General features: G+C 67.3%; 15 protein-coding genes, 1 pseudogene and 1 riboswitch. Of the genes and pseudogenes, 4 read left to right on the top strand and 12 right to left on the bottom strand.

Annotated features, from left to right (window positions below):
• Window positions 1-141: 141 nt before the first annotated feature.
• Window positions 142-1,392, bottom strand: a complete 1,251-nt coding sequence (locus CQW49_RS17925) for an ATP-grasp domain-containing protein (protein WP_003610277.1) — start codon at window positions 1,390-1,392, stop codon at window positions 142-144.
• Window positions 1,389-2,933: a hypothetical protein gene (locus CQW49_RS17920; protein WP_003610279.1), complete on the bottom strand. Its 1,545-nt coding sequence runs from the start codon at window positions 2,931-2,933 to the stop codon at window positions 1,389-1,391. Before CQW49_RS17920 ends, CQW49_RS17925 begins: the two co-directional genes overlap by 4 nt.
• 634 nt (window positions 2,934-3,567) lie before the next feature.
• Here CQW49_RS17920 and CQW49_RS17915 point away from each other — a divergent pair.
• The gene (locus CQW49_RS17915) at window positions 3,568-4,431 is read left to right on the top strand and encodes an ABC transporter substrate-binding protein (protein WP_003610282.1); all 864 of its coding nucleotides are present in this window, start codon (window positions 3,568-3,570) and stop codon (window positions 4,429-4,431) included.
• A 150-nt stretch (window positions 4,432-4,581) separates the two neighbouring features.
• Here the strand turns inward: CQW49_RS17915 and cobO are convergent, their stop codons facing one another.
• The 3 genes from cobO to cobW are packed head-to-tail and all read right to left on the bottom strand — an operon-like array spanning window position 4,582 to window position 9,918.
• The gene (gene cobO, locus CQW49_RS17910) at window positions 4,582-5,184 is read right to left on the bottom strand and encodes a cob(I)yrinic acid a,c-diamide adenosyltransferase (protein WP_003610285.1); all 603 of its coding nucleotides are present in this window, start codon (window positions 5,182-5,184) and stop codon (window positions 4,582-4,584) included.
• Complete coding sequence (gene cobN, locus CQW49_RS17905; protein WP_003610287.1) at window positions 5,168-8,884, bottom strand: cobaltochelatase subunit CobN; 3,717 nt, start codon at window positions 8,882-8,884, stop codon at window positions 5,168-5,170. Before cobN ends, cobO begins: the two co-directional genes overlap by 17 nt.
• Entirely contained in the window at window positions 8,884-9,918 is a 1,035-nt protein-coding gene (gene cobW, locus CQW49_RS17900) for a cobalamin biosynthesis protein CobW (RefSeq protein ID WP_003610288.1), read from the bottom strand. The genes cobN and cobW overlap by 1 nt, the downstream gene beginning before the upstream one ends.
• 106 nt (window positions 9,919-10,024) lie before the next feature.
• A riboswitch (cobalamin riboswitch) is annotated at window positions 10,025-10,234 on the bottom strand.
• Between the two features lie 112 nt (window positions 10,235-10,346).
• Between cobW and CQW49_RS17895 the strand changes: the two genes are divergently transcribed.
• Window positions 10,347-11,369 (top strand): FecCD family ABC transporter permease, encoded by a 1,023-nt coding sequence (locus CQW49_RS17895; RefSeq protein ID WP_003610291.1) that lies wholly within the window; start codon window positions 10,347-10,349, stop codon window positions 11,367-11,369.
• A 65-nt stretch (window positions 11,370-11,434) separates the two neighbouring features.
• Window positions 11,435-12,139, top strand: a pseudogene (locus CQW49_RS17890) (ABC transporter ATP-binding protein); the annotation flags it as partial.
• Here the strand turns inward: CQW49_RS17890 and CQW49_RS17885 are convergent.
• The 5 genes from CQW49_RS17885 to CQW49_RS17865 all read right to left on the bottom strand — a co-directional run bounded on the left by CQW49_RS17885 (window position 12,070) and on the right by CQW49_RS17865 (window position 15,016).
• A complete protein-coding gene (locus CQW49_RS17885) occupies window positions 12,070-12,663 on the bottom strand; it encodes a histidine phosphatase family protein (protein WP_003610295.1) in 594 nt (197 codons plus the stop codon). The pseudogene CQW49_RS17890 and the gene CQW49_RS17885 overlap by 70 nt on opposite strands.
• Window positions 12,660-13,367, bottom strand: a complete 708-nt coding sequence (locus CQW49_RS17880) for a CbtA family protein (protein WP_003610297.1) — start codon at window positions 13,365-13,367, stop codon at window positions 12,660-12,662. Before CQW49_RS17880 ends, CQW49_RS17885 begins: the two co-directional genes overlap by 4 nt.
• A gap of 15 nt (window positions 13,368-13,382) precedes the next feature.
• Window positions 13,383-13,592 (bottom strand): CbtB domain-containing protein, encoded by a 210-nt coding sequence (locus tag CQW49_RS17875; RefSeq protein ID WP_003610299.1) that lies wholly within the window; start codon window positions 13,590-13,592, stop codon window positions 13,383-13,385.
• A gap of 338 nt (window positions 13,593-13,930) precedes the next feature.
• Window positions 13,931-14,479 carry a lytic transglycosylase domain-containing protein gene (locus CQW49_RS26180; protein WP_003610301.1) on the bottom strand — a complete coding sequence of 183 codons (549 nt, stop codon included), beginning with the start codon at window positions 14,477-14,479 and terminating at the stop codon, window positions 13,931-13,933.
• A gap of 36 nt (window positions 14,480-14,515) precedes the next feature.
• A complete protein-coding gene (locus tag CQW49_RS17865) occupies window positions 14,516-15,016 on the bottom strand; it encodes a hypothetical protein (protein WP_003610303.1) in 501 nt (166 codons plus the stop codon).
• Between the two features lie 398 nt (window positions 15,017-15,414).
• Here CQW49_RS17865 and CQW49_RS17860 point away from each other — a divergent pair, with 398 nt between their 5' ends.
• Window positions 15,415-16,107, top strand: coding sequence for an XRE family transcriptional regulator (locus tag CQW49_RS17860; RefSeq protein ID WP_003610305.1), 693 nt, complete (start codon window positions 15,415-15,417; stop codon window positions 16,105-16,107).
• A gap of 15 nt (window positions 16,108-16,122) precedes the next feature.
• Here CQW49_RS17860 and recN read toward each other — a convergent pair whose 3' ends face one another.
• Together recN and CQW49_RS17850 are read right to left on the bottom strand one after the other, a co-directional pair.
• A complete protein-coding gene (recN, locus tag CQW49_RS17855; protein ID WP_003610307.1) occupies window positions 16,123-17,808 on the bottom strand; it encodes a DNA repair protein RecN in 1,686 nt (561 codons plus the stop codon).
• Between the two features lie 44 nt (window positions 17,809-17,852).
• Window positions 17,853-18,731, bottom strand: a complete 879-nt coding sequence (locus CQW49_RS17850) for an outer membrane protein assembly factor BamD (protein WP_003610309.1) — start codon at window positions 18,729-18,731, stop codon at window positions 17,853-17,855.
• Window positions 18,732-18,787 lie beyond the last annotated feature (56 nt).

Below are 18,787 nucleotides of genomic sequence, written 5' to 3'. Positions count from 1 at the left end.
GCGCCTTAGCTCCCTCGTGGCGGTCTCGCCCTCGACGCGACACCCAGCAGGCGCCGATCACTCGGAAGGCCGGCCTCGGAGACGCCTTTGGCGCAATCGGGCTGGGCCAGATCTCATCTTCATGCGCTGCAATAGGGATACCTATTCAGGGGATGTTGTCCGGCATCTCCCATCGTCGGTCGCGTGCTTGCATATATAGGCAATGAAACCGTCGAACAATTTACGCATCTGTGGCTGCTTGTAGGGAAATGCTGCGACCGGATCCAGCGAATGCACTATCATTGCCGTACCGACTTCGAAAAGCAGCAGCCGGCCGTCGGACGTTTCGCCGCAATCGATGATGAAGTAGTCGAGTCCGATGCGCCGAGCCATTTCCGTGAACGCGGCTTGGTGACGAACAGCGAAATCGTCATCGAATCGCGCGAAGAAAAGCGCCTCCTCGGCGCGATGATTCCAGTCATTCATTTCCGCGTTGAGATAATGAATCATCCAGTTCTTGGAAATCGCCAAGTGCGCGGCATAAGGCGCGCCGTCGATGAACAGCAGGCGGTATTTGCGGAACAGCCCATCGGCGCTGCGGTAGTCAATGAATTGCGCCAAATAAAATGAATCGACCGATTGGTTTGCGAGAAATTCAGCGAGCGCTGAGACGCCATCGAGCTTGACGAGGCCTTCCCCCGCATGCGTGCCGCGAGGGCGCGCAAGAACCGGATAAGAAGCGCCGTCGAGCAAAGCCTCGATTTCCGTTTCGCCGCGGACGACAGCCTCCAGAGCGGCGCGTGTGACCGCCGCATTGACGGGATAGACGAGCCCCGGCGTGTCGTATAGCAGCCGAAAGGCGCCATCACGGGTCAGTCGCGCGATCGCGCTAGGGCGATTGAGCAAAGGTCGCGGCCATGTCTCGACCGCCCTATCGAGCTGTTCCAGAACCCCACGATTGCGATCGCTTTCGGCGACAGCGACGAATGCGACGTCATGGTCCGGCAACGGATGCGGAAGCGCCTGGTCCGACGCGACATAAAGATAATGGAGCGCAATCGGGCCATCTTCGACCAGAAACTCCAGCGGCGTATTCGACATGAAATCGCCCGCTGTGACGATAGCGAGCAGCCGCACTTGGTTTCGGGGCTGCGATCCGGCGAGCGAAAAAATACGTTGCTGCGAGAGCGCCTGTCTTTGCAGTCGAAGGTGCGCTTCCTTGTCGCCCAGCAAATGTGCGATCATCGAGAGATCCAGCATCGCATAGGCGTCATTCGGATCCCGCTCCAGCCGGGCGGTCAGTCGGTCGTAGATTTTGGGCAATTCGTCGCCGGCCATAAAGGCGCGACACAATGTCGCGACGCCCAAAAGCTCGCCATCGTCCGACGCAGGGGTGCGGAAGCTCTCGCTCATGCGTCGCGGCGCCTCTCGCAGGCCATGATCCGGCGGAGCTTCTCGAACAAGAGCCGCAAATCGCTGCTGATCGGCTCGAAGGCCGCGTCGAATGCTTCCCCGCCCTCGAGACGTTCCGAGAAATCCGAGATTATCGGCGCGCTCATGCACACGCGTAGCGCCGAGCTCGTGCCGATCGTCACGGGCTGGCCCACATGAATAGCGCGCTGCAATTCGGCTGGGCCGTGGAGCAGCGGAGCGAGCAGAGCGCTCTTGAGCTTTAGCAGCTCTGCATCGTTTAGGAAATCGCCACCGACGCCACGCGCTTTGATTGGGATGATCGTGTCGGCGAAATCCTCCCTCGAGCGCTCATCCACTACTGCAGCGAGACTAGGACAGGCGCCGACGAGTTCCAACACCTCGCCCTTGAATCGCGCCTGCGCGCGCTGCGCAATGATAGATGGAACAGCGAGAAAGCGCTCGATCTCGACGAGCGCTGCGGCCCAGCGCAAGCCGAGGCCGAAGTTGGCCTCGGCTTGTGAATGGTGACCGAGCCGCACACGCAATGTCATGGGCCAATCGAGAGGCGAGCTATGGGCCCACAGGCCTTTCGGAACGCTCGATCCTCGAAGCTTCGCCGTGAAGGCGGCCGGTATCAGCAACGCGCCGCAAAAAGGAGGTCCGCCGGCAAATTTCGATCCGGTCACGGCGACGAGAAAGCCGCAATCCAGCAACGCGCGAACTTGCCGAGGCGTCGAGCGCAGCTGGCAGCAGTCGGCAATCACCGTCACCCTCTCGGGCGCAAGAGAGCAGATGCGATTGATCGCGTGGAGAGCGAGGCCGCTCTGGCCCGTTTTCGAAACGGCAAGATGATGAACCAAAAGGCTACGGCCCCTGGCCAGAGCCTCAGTGGCGACGCGCAAAGCATCTTCGTCTATACATTCTGGGTCACGCAGACATCCAGAGCCCTCGCGTATTTCTATGGGCTCGACTTCTATGTCGGCTCTTTCCAGTCCTGGCAGACGCCTTCCGGGCGTCGCCTCGCGGCGAAATGGCCCGGTCGATAAAAAATGCGCGCCATGTGCGGCGAGCGACACGCCACGACCGGTTTCCTCTGGCGCGACGACGAGATTCGTCAAAGGTCCTGGAACAGCGTTCAACGCGAGAGCAAGCGCGAGATATTCCGTTTCCGTCCCGGAGGGCGCGAGAACAACGTCGCAGTCCGGCGTTCCATAGGCGCGGCGGATGCGGACGCGCAATGTCTCGAACCAGTCTGCGGCGTTGGCTCCATCCTTGAGGGCGCGCCATGCGTCGAGCGCGGCTTTGAAGCCTATCGGCGAGGTCGACGACGCTGTGGAGGAGGAGAAGAAGATTTCGTCGACTCCGGGCTCCGGCGAGACCCCGTAGCGATTGCGGCGCGATACGCCATCGATCGCGATACGCTCATCGCCGCCCGTGGCGAGAAGAAAACCGAGCTTGGCGGCGTCGGTGGCGTTTCTGGTCGAGCCTTGCGGCGGAAAGAGCGTAGCGTCACGCCGGATCGAAGTGAATTGCCCTGTCAAGCCGCACCCACCTTTGCCCGCGCCGACGTCGTCCGCGCGACGCAGGATTTAAGCGCTATTAGAATATGACTGAGAGCTTGCGCCGGACTGGATAGCTTCGGGAAATGGAGCCGCCTGGACTCTGGGCGAGCGGCGCGTGACGGGATGGCGAAGATTTCTCGAACACCCGTGAATTCAGATCGTTCTTTGGTTCGAGCGCGAGCATCGAGCGTCGAGCGCCGAGCTCAAATCCTTCTCGCGCTGTATTTTCGGCCTTTTGAGCCGTTGAATGATGCGAATTGATGGTTCTACCCAGCTGGGCTGTCGAGGCTTAGAGCCTTCTCCGATTGGAGTCGTTGGTGTCGAGCCGTCCTGTCGCAATCGTAATTCTCCTTTTTGCCGATGTCGCTTCCCTGGGTCATTCGCTTCTCTTCGCGGTTGGCGCGAGGCCGCCGCATGATGGGGCGCGACTTTTCGGCGGCGCCACGCGCCTCCACACGCAGATCGCCTCGGTCTTGACTTATTTCGAATTCGGCCACTACATCGACGCGATGACTCCCGAGCCTGGAGCAGTCGCTGCGCGAGCTGTTCGAGCATCATTGGCGGGAGATCGCGTCCGGTCCGATCAGCGTCGATCGACGAGCAGCGAAACGACATGACCACGAAACCGGATCGACGACGCAAGCGAACGGCGCGAGCGGTCGCCGCCGCCGCGCTTCTCTGCTCCGGCTCGGTGCGCGCCGGCGCGGCGGACGAAGCGCCGAGCCGCATCGTCTCGCTCAACGCCTGCGCCGATCAATATCTGATCGCGCTCGCCGACAAGTCGCAGATCGCCGCGCTCACGCATTTCTCGCGCGATCCGAGCCTCTCCTATTACGCGGAAGCCGCGAAAGACTATCCCGTGACCAAGGGTGAGGTCGAAGCGGTGCTGGCGCTGCGGCCGGGGCTCGTGATCACCAATCCCTATCGACGCGCCGACGATCTCGCTCTGCTGAAGGGCAAGGTCGAGATCCTCTCCTTGAAGCCGGCCAATTCCTTCGCGGAGGTGGTCGAGGAGACGCGCCGCATCGCCGCGGCGATCGGCCAGAGCGAGCGTGGCGAAGCGCTGGCGCGCGCGATGCAAACGCGCGTCGCCGCGGCGGGACAACGACCGATCGGCGGAATCGCCGCGCATTATCAGCGCGGCGGCTATCTGACGGGGCCGGGCACGCTGATGGACGATCTGATGAGCCGCGCCGGTCTCGACAATCTCGCGCGAAGGCTCAATGGCGGGAAGATCGGACGCCTGTCGCTCGAGGAGATCATTGCTCGGCGTCCCGATTATCTCGTCGTCAGCAACGCCGGCGGCGAGGGGCAGGACCAGGGCGAGCTCGTGCTCGAGCATCCGGCGCTGGCGCGCGCCGTTCCCGCCGCGCGGCGCTTGCATGTGCCCGCCGCCTTCACCGTCTGCGGCGGCCCGTCCTATCCGGACGCGCTGGAGCGATTGCAGGCGGAAGCCGCACGCGCGATGGGGCGTTGAGCGGCAACCATCCCCTCATCCTGAGGAGGCTCCGAAGGAGCCGTCTCGAAGGATGAGCCTCCGCGCCTTCTGGAACATCCTTCGAGGCTTTTTGCGTCCCGCAAAAAGCGCCTCAGGATGAGGGCGCTGTTTATGCGAGTCATCCTCGCATCAAAACTCGATTCCCTCCTGCGCTTTCACGCCGCTGCGAAACGGATGCTTCACCAGCGTCATCTCGGTCACGAGATCGGCGCGCGCGATCAGCTCGTCCGGCGCATTGCGTCCGGTGATCACGACATGCTTCGATTGCGGCTTGTCCTGCAAGGTCGCCAACACATCGTCCAGCGGCGCATAATCATAGCGCAGGGCGACATTGAGCTCGTCGCAGACGACCATGTCGATTTCGGGATCGAGAATGCGCGCCTTCGCCACATGCCAGGCCGCCGTCGCCGTCGCAATGTCGCGCGCGCGGTCCTGCGTGTCCCAGGTGAAGCCCTCGCCCATGGGGCGGAACTCGACTTGATCGGGAAAAGCGTCGAACACCGCCTTCTCGCCCGTCTGCATCGCGCCTTTGATGAATTGAACGATGGCGACGCGCCGGCCATGGCCGATCATGCGGCAGACCATGCCGAAGGCCGCGGTCGACTTGCCCTTGCCCGCGCCCGTATGGACGATGACGAGGCCGCGCTCGATGGTCTTGCCGGCCATGATCTTCGCGCGCGCCGCCTGTATCTTGCGCATCTTCTCGCTGTGTCGGTCATCGGTCTCGCTCATCGCTGTCTCCCCTGAGCTCCGCCAGCCGCGCGCCGGCGCTGTTGGATCGCGGCTTCCACAAGCCGCGCTCGATCGCTTCCTCGAGGCGCGCGCAGGCTTCGCGCAGCGCATGGGGATTGGCGTCGGCCATGAAGCCGCGCACGGTCTCATCCTCGATGAAGGCTTGATAGACGAGATCGAAATGATGATCCTTCACCGCTCCCGTCGTCGCGGCGAAGGCGTAGAGATAATCGACCGAGGCGGCGATCTCGAAAGCGCCCTTGTAGCCATGGCGCATCGCGCCGGCGATCCATTTGGGATTGACGACGCGCGCGCGAATGACGCGGGCGATCTCTTCGTCCAATGTACGGATGATCGGCCGCTCGGGCCGCGAATGATCATTGTGATAGACGATCGGCGCCCTGCCTGTGATCGCTTCGACCGCGGCGGAGAGCCCGCCTTCGAATTGATAATAATCATCCGAGTCGAGAAGGTCGTGCTCGCGATTGTCCTGATTGTGAACGACAGCGTCGACCTGCGCGAGCCGCGTCTCCAGCGCCGCATGATTTTCTTCTCCGTCGAGGCCGTCGCCATAGGCGTAGCGGCCCCAGAGGAGAAAGGCTTCGGCGAGGTCGCGGCGCTCGCGCCACAGCTTTTCGTCGATCATCGCCTGCAATCCCGCGCCATAGGCGCCGGGCTGCGCGCCGAACACGCGCGCCGAGGCGCGGCGGGCGCTCGCGCCGGCGGCGGTCTCGCGCGCGAAGCGCGCGGCGGCGGGATTGTCCTCCTCCTCCTCGTCGAGCGCCATCACCGCGCGCGCCGCGGCGTCGATCAGCGCGATTTGATCGATGAAGGCGTCGCGGAAGAAGCCGGAGACGCGCATCGTCACATCGACGCGCGAGCGACCGAGCATGGCGAGCGGCAGAACCTCGAAGCCGGTGACGCGGCCGGAGGCCGCGTGCCACTGCGGACGCACGCCCATCAACGCGAGGGCTTGCGCAATGTCGTCGCCGCCGGTGCGCATATTCGCCGTGCCCCAGGCCGATAGCGCGACCGCGCGCAATGGTTCGCCGCTGCGCTGCAGATGATCTTCGCAGAGCCGCTGCGCCGAGGCGAAGCCGAGCCGCCAGGCGGTCGGCGTCGGCACGGCGCGCGTGTCGACGGAGTAGAAATTGCGGCCGGTCGGCAGCACATCGGGCCGCCCGCGCGTCGGCGCGCCGGAGGGGCCGGGCGCGACGAAGCGACCGGAGAGCCCCCGCATGAGCGCGTCGATCTCCGCCGCGCCGCAAGCGTTCACGCGCGGCGCCAGCGTGTCGTCGATGGCGTCGAGCACGGCGCGCGTGCGCGTCCAGCCGGCCTCTGGCGCGCGCGTCCTCGCGACGAGCTCGACGGCCAGAAGCTCGAGACGCTCCACCGTGTCGCCGCATGTGCGCCATGCGTCGCCGCTCTGCGCCGCTAGCGCCGCGGGACGCGCGCCGCTCCATGTCTCGCCGAGGCGACAGTCGAGCGGATCGAAATCGAGACCGAGACCGAGATCCTGCGCGAGGCTGCGGATCAGCGAGGCGTCGCCGCCTTCGCCATGTCGGCGCGGCGTGCGCGCGAGCGCGACGAGGAGATCTGTGCGCAGCCGCCCCTCGGGCGAGCGGCCGAACACATGCAGCCCGTCGCGGATCTGCATTTCCTTCAGCTCGCAGAGATAATTGTCGAGCGTCGACAGCGCCTCGTCGTCATCGACGCCGGCGACGCCGGCGTCGCGGTCGAGGCCGTGCGATCGCGCGAGATCCAAAATCTCCGCCTTCAGCGGCGCGAGCCGGCGCCGATCCATGCCGGAGGCCGCATAATATTCATCGACCAGCGCCTCGAGCGCCTTCAGCGGCCCATAGCTCTCCGCGCGCGTCAGCGGCGGCGTCAAATGATCGACGATGACCGCGCCGATGCGCCGCTTGGCCTGTGAACCTTCGCCCGGATCATTGACGATGAACGGATAGAGCTGCGGAATCGCGCCGGCGATGGCGCGCGGAAAGCAGGACGCGGACAGCGCCAGCGCTTTGCCGGGCAGCCATTCGAGATTGCCATGCTTGCCGAGATGCACGATGGCATGCGCATCGAAATCGCGCCGCAGCCAGGCGTAGAAGGCGAGATAGCCATGCGGCGGCGGCAGCGCCGGATCGTGATAGCTGCCCTTGGGATCGATATTGTAGCCGCGCGCCGGCTGCACGCCGACGACCACGGCGCCATAGCGATGAATGGCGAGGCGAAAGCCGCCGCGCGCGAAGAAAGGATCGCGCTCCGGCGCGCCCCAGCGCTCCATGATCGTGCTGCGCATTGCTTCCGGCAGCGTCGCGAAGAAGCTTTCGTAATCATCCAATGACAGCACGGCTTCGGTCGCATCGCGCTCGCCCGGCGCATTGGTCGGCCCCGCGAGCAGCGCGTCCATCAAGGCGCGCGCGCTCTGCGGGCGACCCGCGACGTCATAGCCTTCCGCCGCCATGGCCTCGAGAATCGTGATCGCGCTTTCCGGCGTGTCGAGGCCGACGCCATTGGCGAGTCGGCCGTCGCGATTGGGATAATTGGCGAGGATGATGGCGATGCGGCGCGCTTGCGCCGGCGCCGCGCGCAGCCGCGCCCAGCCGGCCGCCATTGCGGCGATGTGCGGTATATTCTCCTGCGCCGGCGCATGCTCGATCACGGGACATTGCGTGAGCGCGTCGAAGCGCGTTTGCGCCTTGAAGGCGGCGGCGCCGGCGAGAATGCGTCCGTCGACCTCCGGAAGCGCGACATTCATCGCTAGATCGCGCGCGCCCAGTCCGCGCGCGTCGGCGCGCCACGCCTCCTCGCTCGACGCCGCCATCACGGCTTGCAGCACGGCGGCGTCCGCCGCGTCGAACGGTCCGCCGCGCCGCTCCTCGCCCGGCGCCGAGGCGGCGAAAGCGGTGGCGTTGAGAATGACGGCGGGACGCAGCCGCTCGAACAGATCCGCGATCAAGCTGCGAGCGAACGGATTCTTGAGGCTCGGCGCGAAGATCGGCAGCGGATCGAGGCCCGCGCGCGCCAACGCGTCGCAGAGCGCGTCGATCGCCGCGGTCGCGCCCGACGCCACCATATGGCGATAGAAGACCAGCGCCGCGACCGGCGCGCCATTCCGTACGATATCATCCACTCCGACGACGCCCGCGCCCGGCCGATAGAGCCCCGCCTCCGGCATCGGCCGCGGCGGCGGCGCGATCGGCGCCGCGCCGATGAGATACGCCGCATGGCTCAAGAAATTACGGGCGTTGTCGGCGCCGCCCTCGATGAGATAAGCGAGCAGCCGCCGCCGCTCGGCGACGGGAATTGTCGACAGCGCCTCCGATTCCGGATCGTCGGCGTCATCGGAGAGCAGCGCGGCGAAGGCGACGCCGCGCTCCCGGCAGACACGCGCGATCTCATCGAGACCGTAAGGCCAATAGCTGCGCCCGCCGAGCAGGCGCACGCAGACGCAGCGCGCCGACGCGATTATTTTCTCGACATAGAGATCGACCGACAACGGATGCGCGAGGCCGAGCGGATTGGCGAGGCGCAGGCTCGGCGCATCGGCCGGACGACGCGCCGCCGCCGCGGCGAGGCAGGACAGATCGCTGTCGGCGGCCGAGAGCACGACGATGGCGCCGGGCGTCTGGCCGAGATCGACGGCCTCGTCGCCCGGAACGAGCTGGCCCTGCTGGATCGCCAGCAGATGCATCAGACGAGCGCCGCGATCAGCGCCGCCTCGATGTTCTCGCGCGCAAACCCCTTCTCGCCGATGACGACGAGGCGGCTCATGCGCGATTCGTCCTCGCGCCAGCGGCGATCATAATAGGTTTCGACGCGCGGTCCGACGGCCTGCACGATGAGCCGCGCCGGCTTGCCGCGCACGGCGACGACGCCCTTGAGGCGCAGCACGTCATGGCGCGCGAGGATGTCGCCAAGACGCGCGGCGAGCGGCTCGGCGGCTTCGATCGCGCCGGCATGCAGCACGAAGCTCGTGAAATCATCGTGATCATGATCCGCCTCCGCTTCATGGTGCGACGGCCGGCTGTCGAGATCGTCCTCGGCTGAGAGGCCGAGGCCGAGCAGAGCGGAAGGATGCAGCCGGCCCTCGCAGGCGCGCATCGCGACCACGCCCGCGCGCGCCGCCGCAAGCACGTCCCGCTCGACCGCGGCGAGCTCGGCGGCGTCGAGAAGATCGGTCTTGTTGAGCACGACGAGATCGGCCGATCCGAGCTGCTCCTCGAACAATTCCTCGAGCGGCGTCTCATGGTCGAGATTGGGATCTTGCGCGCGCAGAGCGGCGAGCGCCGCTTCGTCCGGCGCGAAACGCCCTGCGGCCACCGCCGCCGCGTCGATGACGACGATCACGCCGTCGACGGTCGCGCGCGTGCGCACATCCGGCCAGGCGAAGGCTTTCAGCAGCGGCTTGGGCAGAGCGAGGCCGCTGGTCTCGATCAATATATGCTCGGGCGGATCGGCCCGCTCCAGCAGCTTCGTCATCGTCGGCAGAAAATCATCGGCCACGGTGCAGCAGATGCAGCCATTGGCGAGCTCGACGATGTCCTCCTCCGCGCAGGCGTCGGCGCCGCAGCCGCGCAGAATGTCCCCGTCGACGCCGATGTCGCCGAACTCGTTGACGATCACCGCGAGGCGCCGCCCGCCGGCGTTGTGCAGCAGATGACGAATGAGCGTGGTCTTGCCGGAGCCGAGAAAGCCGGTGATGACTGTGGTCGGGATCTTGGTCACGGGCCTGCGCTCCGCCAATGCGTCGGGGCGCGATCGATCGCTTCGGCATCCGAAGCCGGACGTCCACCAAACGGACGCCGCCGGCGCCGAGGCGCCCCGCCCGGCCCGCGATCAGTTGTCGATGGCAGGTCTCCTGGCTTGCGGATCGAACGTTCCCATCGCCTTCCCGGCTGGGCCGCGCGCGACCCTCGCCAGTGGCGTCGTGATGAGGACTTTCCGCTTACAGTTGCGGGGGCAGCCGCGGCCTTGGACGGATCGTCCGCACCGCGTTCCCTTTTCACCTTCATTTGGAAGGACCATCGCCCTCGGGAGTATTCGAGGCGCGCGTGCCTGTCAAACGCTCTCGCAAAATCCGCTTGCCTCGCCGCGCGTCGACGCTAATCCTCCGCCCGCCTATCCGTCATCTCGCTATCGAAGCCGAGGTTTTTTTGGCAGCTGTCCCAACCTGCGGCCGGATCACGGCGCCGCCGCTCGTTCCGTTCCTGGCCGCGCTCGCAATCCTCGTCGGCGCCCTGTCCGTGCTCGTCGGCCCCGCACCGCTCTCCCCTGCCGAGATCGGCGCCGCGCTGCTCGGCGGCGGCGACCAGATTGCGCGGGACATCGTCTTTCAAATCCGCGCGCCGCGCGCGCTGCTCTCGCTGCTCATCGGCGCCATGCTCGGACTGTCGGGCGCTGCGCTGCAAGGCCTCTTGCGCAATCCGCTCGCCGATCCGGCCGTCATCGGAACCTCGAGCTCGGCGTCGCTCGGCGCTGTGATCGCGCTCTATTTCGGCGTCGCCAGAGCGGCGCCGCTGGCGCTGCCGCTGATGGCGGTGGCGGGCGCCTTGCTCGGCCTCGCGGCGCTGCTGCCGATCGCGCGGCGCAGCGAAGGCCCGTCGACGCTGATCCTCGCCGGCGTCGCCGTTTCGGCGCTCGCCGGCGCCGGCGTGTCGCTGGCGCTCAATCTCGCGCCCAATCCCTTCGCCGTGTCCGAGATCGCCTTCTGGCTGCTCGGCTCGCTGAGCGACCGCTCGCTCGAGCATGTGCTGCTGGCGACGCCGCTGATCGCCGCCGGCGCGGCGTTGATCCTGTTTCAGGCACGCGCGCTGGACGGGCTCGCGCTCGGCGAGGACGCCGCGCGCAGCCTCGGCTTCGATCTCGGCCGCGTCGGCGCGCTCGTCGCCGCGGGCGTCGCCATCGGCGTCGGCGCCGCGGTCGCGGTCTCCGGCTCCATCGGCTTCGTCGGCCTCGTCGCGCCTTATCTCGCGCGTCCTTTCACCGATCAGCGGCCGAGCCGGAGCCTCGCGCCCTCCGCGCTCATCGGCGCCGTGCTGCTGGGCCTCGCGGATATTCTGGTGCGGCTCATTCCGACCTCGACCGAGCTGCGCCTCGGCGTCGTCACCGCGATGATCGGCGCGCCCGTCTTCATCGGCGTGCTGCTGCGGCCCAACGCTCCGGGAGCCGGTCGATGAGCGCTCTTCGAGTCCGCGGCCTCGGCGTCGATCTCGGCGGCGCCGCTATTCTGCGCGACCTCGATCTCGACGCTCGCGCCGGCGCGCTCGTCGGGCTGCTCGGCCCGAATGGCGCCGGAAAATCGACGCTGCTGCGCGCGCTCTGCCGGCTCATTCCCATCCGCTCGGGAGAGATCGCCTGGGACGGACGGCCGCTGGCGCGCATGAGCGCGCGCGAGCGGGCGACGCGCCTCGCCTTCCTGCCGCAGGGCCAGACGCTGCATTGGCCGATCAGCGTGCGGCGCCTCGTCGAGCTCGGGCGGCTGCCGCGGCTCGGCCCGCTCGGCCGGATCGGCGCGGCCGATGAGGTGGCGGTCGCGGCGGCGATGGCGGCCGCCGATGTCGCCCATCTCGCCGAGCGCGCGGCGACGAGCCTCTCCGGCGGCGAGCGCGCGCGGGCGCTGCTGGCGCGAGCGCTCGCCGTCGAGGCGCCCGCGCTGCTCGCCGACGAGCCGACCGCCTCGCTCGATCCGCATCACGCGGTGGCGATCATGGAGACGCTGCGGCGCATCGCGCGCGAGGGCCGGCTGGTCCTCGCCGTGACCCATGATCTCGGCCTCGCCCAGCGCTTCTGCGACCGCATCATTCTGATCGACGAGGGACGCATCGTCGCCGACGGCGCGCCGGACGCGGCGCTGACGCCCGAGCGCCTGCGCGCCGTCTACCGCGTCGACCCCGCGGTGCTCACCGGATGGACGCCGGCGCGCCAGGACCAGCCGCGCCCGTTGTGACGCAGATCGACCAGCGACAGAGGCGGCGCGTCGATGCGCCAGAAGGAGCCGGCGGGAGCGCCGATGGCGTGGATGACCGCGGCGCGGATCACGCCGGCATGGGTGATCGCCAGCGCCGGGCCGGCGATCGCGCCGCTCTCCATCCAGCCGGCGACGCGGGCGATGAGAGCGGCGATCGATTCGCCGCCATGCGGCGCGGCCTCCGGGTCGATCAGCCATTGCTCGACCGCTTCCGGCTCTGATTCGGCGACGTCGCCGAGGCTGCGGCCGGCCCAGCGGCCATAATCGCAATCGCGCAAGGCCGGCTCGGGACGCGCCGCCAGCCCCGCCGCGGCGGCGGTGTCGAGGGCGCAACGCGCCGGACTGGCGACGATGGTCCGCGCGGACGAAAAACGACCGGCGATCCCCGCCGCCGCAGCGCGGCCCTTCTCATCGATGGGCTCGTCGAGGGGAAAGGCGGCGCTCCGCTGCGCGGCTGTGGACGCATGGCAAAGCAGCAGCAGCCGCGTCGCCGGCTCGGTCACTTCGCGGCGGCCGGCGCCCGCTCGTGGCAGAGCGCGCCGAACAGGAGGCCGAGGCTCAACCAAAGCACGGCGTTGACGCCGAGCGAGGCGAGCCGGAAATTCCACAGAGTCGTCGCGGAGAAATTCTGCGGAACCTCGTCGATCGCCGGCAGGATCGCCATCACGCCCGCCACCAGAGCGAGATAGCCGCCGACGCCGAGCAGAGCGGCGTTCCAGCCGCCGAGCCGACGCCGCGCCCCGCCGGCGGCGGAAGCCGCGGCGACGGCGGCGAGGAGGGAGACGGCGAGCATCCCGAAATGGAGGAGGCTGCGCGCGCCGATCGTCGCCGGATCGCCGACCGCCGGCGGATTGGGCGGATATTTGAGCGCCGGAACCAGGACGAGGACCGTGAGGCCGAGCGCGGCGAGCAGCAGCGCCGTCGAGCGGGCGTCCAGCCGGCCCATGCGTCCATGGGCGAAGGCGAAGACGAGGGCGAGCAGGCCCCCGAGCGCGCCGCCATAGACGAGCAGAGCGGTCAGCAGGCCAAAAGTCGCCTGCATCGCCCGGCTCACCAGCTCCGGCTCATCCTCCGCATGCGCCATCGCCGTCTCGAAGGCGATGGCGAGATCGATCTGCCGCTCGCCGAAGAGAAAGGCCAGCGCGAAGGCGACGACGCCCGCCAGGACGCCGGCCAGCATCCCGCGCAGCAGGAGCTTCGCGACCAATGTCGGGACTCCCGCTCAGTGGCAGGGGAAGCCGAGCAGATGGCGCCCGTCATGCACGAGCTCGTGGATATAGGCGCCCTCGACGAGAGCGGTCGCGCCCTGCTCGGCGCCGATGAAATAGATCGCGAGAAGGGCGAGAAGCCCGAACCAGATCGCGAAGGGGAGAATGTCCCGCACCGGAATCGGGGCCGACCGAACGTCACGGATGAGAATTTCAGTGGTCATCACGCCTCCTCGGGATCCCGCGTCCCGCTGGATTGCAAAGCGCTTCCATGGAGGTCTGGCTCCCTGCCGGATGGCAGGTCACAGTGGCGCAACCGCGCCGGATTTGACACCGGCTTCCCCATGAGCACGGGGGCAATTTGTCCGCGAAGGCGGCGCGTGTCAATCATGAAGCGCGAGGATCTCTCGAGGATCAGTGCATCCTGCGAAGGATTTCCGTCTCGAAGGACGGCGACTGGCGGAAAGTTTTTGATTAGGCCCTGCGGCCGTCCTTCGAGACGCCGCCTGCGGCGGCTCCTCAGGACGAGGGCTCCTTCACTGATCGCCCTGCGCTGCCGCGCTCACTTCGCCGATGGCGCGGCGCTCGTCTCGGCGGCGGCGACCTTCTCGGGCGTGGAATCGGCTCCGCGCATGACGCCGAGCAGACCCTTGCGCTTGGCCTCGTAATAAAAGCCGGTCGAATAGAGCCTGATGGCACGGGAAATGTCGCCCTCGGCGACGCGATAGGCGTTGGCGAGATAAGCGACGCCGTAATTGAGATTGGTCTCGGCGTCGAGCAGGCCCTTGGCCGGGCCATTATAGCCGACGCTGCGGGCGGTCGGATAGCTGATCTGCATCAGGCCCCAATAAGGACCATTCTTGGCGGCGGGATTGTAATTGCTCTCGCGGCGCACCGCTCTGTGAATGAGCGATTCCGGAATGTCGTAGGCGATGGCCTTGCGCGTGATGCTGGCTTCGAGCTTCTGGCGCGGCGTGAGGGTGATCGGCTCCGGCGGCGGAATGGGCTCGTCCGGCGCCTTGGCGACGAAGCCCGTATCCGGCGGAGCGCTGCTGCAACCGGCGAGCGCGACCAACCCGAGCGCCGCTACGGCGCGAATCGCTACTTTCATTCTGGGCCCTCCCGAGATGGACCGTAACCGCCGCGTTCACGATTGTCGACTCCGGGTTGGCGCGCGGCTTTCCCTTCTCGACGTCGCCGCCTCCGCTTCTTCCCGGGACCGCTCGACCCAGGCGTTGACGATGACGGCGTTCAAATATCGTTCACGGGCGCTCGCGAGGAAATCCGGGAGTGACGGGATGCGCCCATCGGACCGCGCGCCGGAGACCGATATGCTCGCCGCTGCGGAGAGGCAAATCAGAGTCATGAAGTCGACGTAACCCTCGACGTCGTCGTCGTCGGACAATCCGCTCAGCGTGGAGCTGTGCATGTCGAGCAGAACGTCGCCGATGCCGGCGGACCGCGCATGGATCTGCTGCGGCAAACGGCTCTCGATCGCCGCGGCGTCCAGCGCGACGCCGCTTTCCACCTCTTCGAGCCGATCCGCCGCGCGCCTCAGCTCCGCGGCGTCGTCCATCTGTCCGGACTGGGCCAGGGTCGCCGCGATGCGGCGCAGCTCGACAGAACGCACATGACCATTTTGTCTCACGCAACCATTCTCCGGTAATCGCCGGACGCGGTTTCGCCCGACGGGGCCATACCATTAGCCGCGGCGATCGTTCCGCCGCGCCGCCCAAACGCGCCAAGGCGATCGGGTGTAGGAAAAACTCCTCAATCGTCGTCCTGAGGAGCCGCCGCAAGCGGCGTCTCGAAGGACGGCCGCGGAACGAAATCAAAAGGCTTCTGCCGGCGACGTCCTTCGAGACGCCCGCTTCGCGGGCTCCTCAGGACGAGGGCCGTGGGGCTGTAGTCCTTCACCCGATGCGTCCCGTCACCGTGACACGCCGAAACTTGCATGCTAACCATATATGCATAAACCACATTTCGCCGAATACGACGGAGTTTCCCGTATCCGGAGAAAGATGTCAACCATAATCGAGACGGAATGTGCCGGAAACGGATGAGGGACCCGTATTCGACAGGAGCGGCCTCGCCAGGAGACTGGCGCAGGCGGTCGAGCTGGCGGGCGGCTCGGCGCGCGTGCTGAGAGAATCCGGCGTCAAGGCCTCCACCTATAGCCGTTATATCAAGGAGCAGAGCGAAGCGTCGGCCGAGAAGCTCGGACGCATAGCGGAAGTGGCCGGCGTCTCGCTCGACTGGCTCGTCCTCGATCGCGGCGCGCCCGTATTCGAGCAGGAAGGCGAGCCGCCGCCCTTGCCGGCAGGCCCGGATATGGCGATGATCCCGCATTCGCATGTGCGCCCGCGAGTCGCGGAGCCAGCCGATTCGCGCAGCGCCCTCGTCGAGAAGCTGCCGTTTCCGCGCGCCCTGCTGCGCCGGCTCGGCCTCGGCGCGGGCGAGGTCGAGTTCGTGCGCGCAGTGGGCGATTCGATGGAGCCGACGATCGACGACGGCGCTCTCGTTCTGATCGACCGCACCCGAAAAGAGATCGCCGGCGACGCGATCTACCTCGTGACGCTGGACGGCGAAGCACGCCTCGAGCGCGTGCGCCGGAATATCGACGGCTCCATTTTGCTCATCTCCGACAATAGAAGATACGACCCGGAGCATGTTCGGCGACAGGATGTCGAGCGGCTCGCTGTGCATGGCCGAGCGTGCTGGACGGAAAAGCGGCTCTGATCCCTCGTCTTCCGCTCACCCCGCCCCTTCCAGCAGCCGGGCGGCGGCGGCGCGGGCTTCGTCGGTGATGGTCGCGCCGGCCAGCATGCGGGCGATCTCCTCGCGCCGCTCGGCCGCCGCCAGCTCGGCGACGCGGGTAGCGACCCGGCCGGCCTCGGCCTTTTTGCCAGCGCCGGCCGCGCTCTTGGCGATGCGCAAATGACGGCTCGCGCGCGCCGCCACTTGCGGCGCATGCGTCACCGTCAGCACCTGGGCGCGCTGCGCGAGCCGCGCGAGGCGCTGGCCGATGGCGTCGGCCACGGCGCCGCCGACGCCGGTGTCGATCTCGTCGAAGACGAGGGTCGGGACCGAGCCGCGGTCGGCCAGCACGACCTTCAGCGCCAGCATGAAGCGCGCGAGCTCGCCGCCCGAGGCCACTTTCACCAGCGGGCCGGGCCGCGAGCCGGGATTGGTCTGCACCCAGAACTCGACCCGGTCATATCCGTCCGGCCCGCCATTCGTCGGATCGCTGACGATCTCGGTGCGAAAATGCGCGCCGTCGAGGCGCAGCGGCTTCAGCTCCGCATCGACCTGCGCGTCGAGCTTCTTGGCCGCCGCCCGCCGCGCCGCGGACAGTTTTTCCGCCGCGCGCGCAAAAGCGGCGGCGGCGCGCTCGACCTCCTGCGCCAGAGCGGCGATGCGCGCTTCTCCGGCGTCGAGCGCCGCGAGCTCGCCGGAAAAGCGCTCGGCCAGCGCGGCGAGATCGTCGACGGCGACCTGATGCTTGCGCCCGGCGCCGCGCAGCGCGAACAGACGCTCCTCGATGCGCTCCAATTCGCGCGGGTCGAAATCGGCGTCGGCGAGCGCCTGCTCCAACACCTGCTCGGCGACGCCGAGCGCGTCGAGCGCCGCCGAGATCGCCCGCGCCGGCGGCTCCAGCAGCTGCGGGGCCTGCGGCAGGCGCCGCTCCAGCCGCCGCGACGCCGCGGCGATCTCCGAGGCCGGCGAGCGCTCTCCTGCGAAAGCCGCGAGCGCGTCGCGCAGATCGCCGGCGACTTTTTCCGACCGCTGCATGGACTGGCGCCGCTCGGCGAGCAAGGCCTCCTCGCCCTTCTGCGGCGCCAGCGCCTCCAGCTCCTCCACCGCATGGCGCAGATAATCGGCCTCGGCCCGCGCCGCGGCGACTCGCGCCTCCTCCTCGGCCAGAGATTTGCGCGCCTTCTGCAGCGCGCCATGCAGCGCGCGCGTCTCGGCCGCGAGGCCGGTGTGGCCGCCATGAGCGTCGACGAGCGCGCGATGCGCGCTCGGATCGACGAGGGCGCGGTCGTCGTGCTGGCAATGGATCTCGACCAGCTCGGCGCCGATGGCGCGCAGCGCCTGGGCGCTCACCGGCTGGTCGTTGACGAAGGCGCGCGTGCGTCCGTCCGCCGTCTGCACCCGGCGCAGCACCATCTCCTCGCCGGTGTCGAGGCCGAACTCACGCGCGGCGACATGAGCGGAATGCAGCGGCGGCAGGTCGAAGACGGCCGTCACCTGCCCCTGCGTCTCGCCGGCGCGCACCAGAGCGGCGTCGCCGCGCGCGCCGAGCGCCAGCAGAAAGGCGTCGAGCAGGATGGATTTGCCGGCGCCGGTCTCGCCGGTCAGCGTCGTCAGCCCCGACGCGAAGTCGAGATCGAGCCGATCGATGAGAACGATGTCGCGAATGGACAAACGGACGAGCATGAGCGCACTACTTCACTGCCGGCGCTCGCCGACCGTCGCTCCGGTCAGCTGGCGCCCAGCGTCTTGCCGATCTTGGAGAGCCAGGAGCCCTGATGCTCCTGCGGCGCCACGCCGCCCGTCGCGAGCAGCTCGTGAGCGTCCTTGTACCACTGCGAATCGGGGAAATTATGCCCCAGAATGGCGGCCGCCGTCTGCGCCTCGTTGACGATTCCCATAGCGAAATAGGCCTCGGTCAGACGATAGAGCGCCTCCTCGGCGTGGCGGGTCGTCTGATATTTGGCCAGCACGTCGTGGAAACGGTTGACCGCCGCCGGATAATTCTTGCGCGTCAGATAGAAGCGGCCGACCGACATGTCCTTGGCGGCGAGCTGATCGCGCGCCACCTGGATCTTGTATTTGACGTCGGCGACATATTCCGACTTGGGGAATTTCTCGACCAGCTGATTGAAGATGACGAGCGCCTTCTGCGCCGTCTCCTGGTCCTGCATCACGCCAGGCACTTGATTGTAATAGGACATGCCGGCGAGATAGTACATATAGGGCGTCTCGGGCGAGGTCGGGTAGAGCCCGATATAACGCTGCGCCGAGGCGACCGCATCATCGTAGCTCGGCTTGGAATATTGAGCGAAAGTCTGCATCAGCAGGCCTTTGCGCGCCCAATGCGAGAAGGGATATTGCTTCTCGAGCTCGCCGAACTTCTTCGCCGCGGTCTCGTAGTCCTTCGCCTCGAGCTTGGCGAGGGCCTGATTATAGATATCCTCTGCCGGAATGTCGGGCAGCAGCTCGGTCTTGTATTTCTCACCCGAGAACAGGCCGAAGCCGTTGGAAATGCTGTCCATGATATCGGCGCGGGCCGGCGCGGCGGCGAGCAGCGCCGCAAGGGCGATGGCGAAACGGCTTGACGGTCGTGAAATCATCGGCATGTCATCTGCCTCATCGGCATTCGCAGGGCTCGCATTTTTGTAAACCATATCGGCGC

The sequence above is a fragment of the Methylosinus trichosporium OB3b genome (genome assembly GCF_002752655.1).
Classification (GTDB): Bacteria; Pseudomonadota; Alphaproteobacteria; order Rhizobiales; family Beijerinckiaceae; genus Methylosinus; species Methylosinus trichosporium.
Note: the sequence above shows the minus strand (reverse complement) of the source record. Positions and strands in the feature narration are given on the sequence as shown.

Coding starts and splice junctions, on each gene's coding strand:
- CQW49_RS17925 (WP_003610277.1), bottom strand. CDS start 1,392: ATGAGCGAGAGCTTCCGCACCCCTGCGTCGGACGATGGCGAGCTTTTG.
- cobN (WP_003610287.1), bottom strand. CDS start 8,884: ATGCATCTGCTGGCGATCCAGCAGGGCCAGCTCGTTCCGGGCGACGAG.
- CQW49_RS26180 (WP_003610301.1), bottom strand. CDS start 14,479: ATGAAAGTAGCGATTCGCGCCGTAGCGGCGCTCGGGTTGGTCGCGCTC.
- CQW49_RS17915 (WP_003610282.1), top strand. CDS start 3,568: ATGACCACGAAACCGGATCGACGACGCAAGCGAACGGCGCGAGCGGTC.
- cobO (WP_003610285.1), bottom strand. CDS start 5,184: ATGAGCGAGACCGATGACCGACACAGCGAGAAGATGCGCAAGATACAG.
- CQW49_RS17850 (WP_003610309.1), bottom strand. CDS start 18,731: ATGCCGATGATTTCACGACCGTCAAGCCGTTTCGCCATCGCCCTTGCG.
- recN (WP_003610307.1), bottom strand. CDS start 17,808: ATGCTCGTCCGTTTGTCCATTCGCGACATCGTTCTCATCGATCGGCTC.
- CQW49_RS17875 (WP_003610299.1), bottom strand. CDS start 13,592: ATGACCACTGAAATTCTCATCCGTGACGTTCGGTCGGCCCCGATTCCG.